At 49.6% G+C, this 3,636-nt stretch carries 6 protein-coding genes; all 6 read right to left on the bottom strand.

Annotation, left to right across the window (positions count from 1 at the left end):
* Positions 1-61 precede the first annotated feature (61 nt).
* Positions 62-649 carry a hypothetical protein gene (locus VE954_RS33560; protein ID WP_324961282.1) on the bottom strand — a complete coding sequence of 196 codons (588 nt, stop codon included), beginning with the start codon at positions 647-649 and terminating at the stop codon, positions 62-64.
* A gap of 74 nt (positions 650-723) precedes the next feature.
* A complete protein-coding gene (locus VE954_RS33555) occupies positions 724-951 on the bottom strand; it encodes a hypothetical protein (protein ID WP_324961280.1) in 228 nt (75 codons plus the stop codon).
* A 154-nt stretch (positions 952-1,105) separates the two neighbouring features.
* Complete coding sequence (locus VE954_RS33550) at positions 1,106-1,762, bottom strand: hypothetical protein (protein WP_324961278.1); 657 nt, start codon at positions 1,760-1,762, stop codon at positions 1,106-1,108.
* A 237-nt stretch (positions 1,763-1,999) separates the two neighbouring features.
* Complete coding sequence (locus tag VE954_RS44550; RefSeq protein WP_414699054.1) at positions 2,000-2,131, bottom strand: helix-turn-helix domain-containing protein; 132 nt, start codon at positions 2,129-2,131, stop codon at positions 2,000-2,002.
* Positions 2,132-2,271: 140 nt separating this feature from the next.
* Positions 2,272-2,442, bottom strand: coding sequence for a helix-turn-helix domain-containing protein (locus VE954_RS44545; protein ID WP_414699053.1), 171 nt, complete (start codon positions 2,440-2,442; stop codon positions 2,272-2,274).
* Between the two features lie 52 nt (positions 2,443-2,494).
* Positions 2,495-3,019, bottom strand: a complete 525-nt coding sequence (locus VE954_RS33545) for a hypothetical protein (RefSeq protein WP_324961276.1) — start codon at positions 3,017-3,019, stop codon at positions 2,495-2,497.
* Positions 3,020-3,636 lie beyond the last annotated feature (617 nt).

Below are 3,636 nucleotides of genomic sequence, written 5' to 3'. Positions count from 1 at the left end.
CGGGCAGCTACTAAAATAGCGACCACTTTTTTTATCGGTGATTCACCTTAATAAAAAGAGCTTATTCCGCCAATATTGCTTCAAAGGCAGCTCGAAAACTTACGTAACAGTTTTCGATTTCAGTGCGCCGCGTGGCGGCCTTGAGGCATTGTCCTAGTCCATCCAATGAATTATTCATGCGCTGGCGCCCCTCCGCGCTAAGTGATGCACCATTGACAAGGGCAAGGTCATAGGCTTCCTGAAGCGTGTGCAGTTCGTAGCATAGCTCTGTCGGGTACCTTTTATCCTCCAAGGTCTTGATAATCATGCTTCCACGCCAAACGCATCGACTCCCCCCTCCAAATCCCATAGGTATTGACAAATAACACTGCGAAGGGTTGATGCCATCGATTTTTGTCTGAATTTCGTCGATGCTCGCGCCGTACTCAGCCTTGGAGGCTGGACATAGCTGACTCACATTGCCCGGCGCCTTTGTCGCAAGCATCGTTTCAAAATTGGCGTATGAAGCGTGACTTGGAAGCGTTGTCACATCGTAACCAGAAGGAAGCGCATCAGCATACAGAACAGAGGAAAACAGCGTGATCGCTGAAAGAATAATTCCATACGTTTTCATTGATAATAAATCCATATTGAGAAGTTTCATGTTCATTTTCAGGTCCCATTCAGGATCGCAAACCAGCCATTTCTCCACCGGACCATGTTTTCGCAAAACTCTGGTTATCACTATTTCGCCAGTGCGCGAAAAAACTTGTACACGGGCTCTTCCTTGATATAGCGCTTCCCTTTATCCCGGCCACAGTTCCAATCAGGAGCGTGGAAGATTTCCTCGTTCCCGGCTCGGTCGTAAATCGTCAAAGTGTAGAAGAAGCTCACATCCTCCGAGCAACTCGCCTTGTCAGTCCAGCGCAGCTGCTTCATCGCTTCAAGCTGCTGCGGATTGAGATCGCGCATATGTCGCTCGACGACCTCAAGCTTCTGATCAAAAAATAGAGCCCGACGCTCAAATCTGAACCGTTCTGCCTGATCCGACCACACATGTCGTGCGCAGGCACCAAGTACTGTCGTGTTTCCGAGTAGAAGGACATGGAGCAGGTCTCGCTTCCACTTATGGATAGAGGGTCCTGATGGTCTGAATGTCACCATTGCTCAGCCTGTTGGTATAAGACATGTTATTACAGTAGTTCATTATGCTATCCGGATCATAGCTGCCAACTGTTTCATCACCAACTGTACCACCGGATGTAGGACTACAGCTTGGTGTCGGATTGTCCGCGCGCAGGTGCTCGTGATTGATACCGGCTGCATGACCGAATTCATGGATCGCAGTGGACTCAATGCAATTTCGGTTATTTGATACGCACGCTTGACCAAAGTATTTGTCCAGCTGAAAATTAAGATACATTACGTCCATGTTACTGCCGAGACCAATGGTCTGGGGACGTTCGTTATTGTTGATCTCAATCTGAATATCCTCGTCGCGGAAGATCTGGCACTCATCCCATCCACTGAATCGAAGTCCAGAATGCTTCTGCCACGTAACGGTGATTCTCGCCTTGACCCATGCCTTCTCGTTCACATATTCAGAGCCCGGGGTGTTCTGCCAGCATACAACAAGTTCCTTTTTCGGCCAGACACTGTTCCTTGTATAGTAACCTTGCAAGTCATAGTCCTGATGTGGTTCCTGAACGCCACAGCCTATCAGCAGCATAAGACTGGTGCTGGCAGCGAGGAATTGTGTCGTCAATAGTGACGAAGACCTCATTGATTTTGCTTCTCCTTTGAGTGTTGATGAAAAACATTCACAGAAGCACCTAAAGCAATCACTATGCCGATTCTAATATTAAATAATTACCAGTGGTTGCGCTGCAGCAGAGGCAGGAGTACTTCTTCGGTTTCAAAGGACCTTCTTTGGGAAACTGAATCGAAGCATGTGGCCTGAGACCGGAGAACGTTTGGGTTCATTTATTTTCCTGCAACATTTTAAACAAGACAACGCAGGTTAAATAAATCCATATTTTCTTCTCATAGCATCCAATGTGGATCGCGGGAGATTCAAAGCCTTACAGCATTCGCCGATGCTCCTATGCCTTTTTAGAGCTGCTTCAAGAATCGCCAGTTCAAATTCTGATATGGTTTTTTCAAAATCGCGATCTGTACTTTGGATAGGAGGATGTGATGCGAGACCCTGAATAGCTTTCGGTTATCTGCGCCATGTTTCTTGCATTGAGGCGCGCCTTGAGGTTGTTATAGAGCAGGAGCTGCACACGGCCATTAGAAGATGGCAAGCACCGTACCAGGAAAAACAGCGCAGGTTAAATCGTACTTTCTGCGTTTGTCAACAAAGGTGGAGCGGGGAATATTGAGAGCTTCGCAGCATTGGACAATCGACTTATGCCTCTTAAGCGCAGCTAGAATCAAAGACTTTTCAAACTGCTCAACCACCTTCGTAAAGTCATGGTCGGCGACTATGGCAAGATTGAAGTCCAGGTTGCCATCAGCAGGCTTTCGTTAACGGCACTTCGCGTGCGGCCGGGCCAGCATCCGTACCTGGGAGATTGTCAAGAAGGTCTCTCCAGTCAATCTCCATCATATGACCGGACACCCCAATTCTGACCCAGTTGTCGTCAGCTGATGAGGACTTCAACGAGCCGGTATGATCAATTTTTAGAAGTCCGTCTGGCGTCGGCTTTGGAGGTGGAAGCACCTCCTTGTTCGCAGGAGGCAAAGCCGCCATGGCTTTTTCATCCGGAGGCACACCAGCCTCAAGCGTACTTTCTTTGAGCTCCTCGGCAGCAGGTTTCGTTTGATTCTTGAGCCAGGAGCGTATGGCCAAAGCATGAACGCCAGCGAGCGAAGCAACTTTCTCAACGCTAGCGCCCAGAGAAATAAGCTCGCGCGCCAGCTCACCGAGGCGCCATTGACTTTCAACGTTAGGCTTCCTGACGTTTGCAGTGAAGCGGGTGAGCTCCTTTTTAATTTCGCTCGCAACTTCACCCAAGGGGTCGGAAACACTGTCCACAGTACGTCAAGTGAGGGAAGGTGGCTTTGCTTTTTTGAGGGCATCGGCGCCTCACCCGCCAGCGTTTATATCCAGCTCCGAAGGGGTGTCGGGGAAAGGCATATTTCCTTCGCGAGGCTATACACGGACATCGACCCGGATCCAGGCCCTCACTCCGGTCGTTGATACCGAAATGTCTGAATTGCAGGCTGTCGACGGTGAGTCCGTTCCTTCCTCGGGTTTGGGAGCTGAGACCGGGTCGGTGGAACTTTCGGTAGCGAGCGCCGGGCCGGGCTGTGAAAACGGGGCTCCAGGCTCCAAAACAAAGGCGGGCAATACCTTACGGTTATCTTTCGGGATCTGCGCTCAGCGGGACGTTTTCCAAGGCGCTGATGCAATCTTTCGACGGTGACGTCCGAACCAATGAGCTCGCGCGTCAGCTCAGAGAGCCGCTCTTGACTTCCACTGTTAGGCTGTCTGACGTTTGCAGAGAGTCTGGTGAGCTTTTTTAATTTCTGTCGCAGCTTCGTCAAGGGAGACGGAAACTGTGTGCGGAGACGGCGTAATTAAGTTAAGTTGATTTCGTTTTTTGGACCAAATGATTCTGAAAGATGTTTCGCTCTAGCTTTGCTCTTTGC

Source organism: Oligoflexus sp. (genome assembly GCF_035638955.1).
Classification (GTDB): Bacteria; Bdellovibrionota_B; Oligoflexia; order Oligoflexales; family Oligoflexaceae; genus Oligoflexus.
Note: the sequence above shows the minus strand (reverse complement) of the source record. Positions and strands in the feature narration are given on the sequence as shown.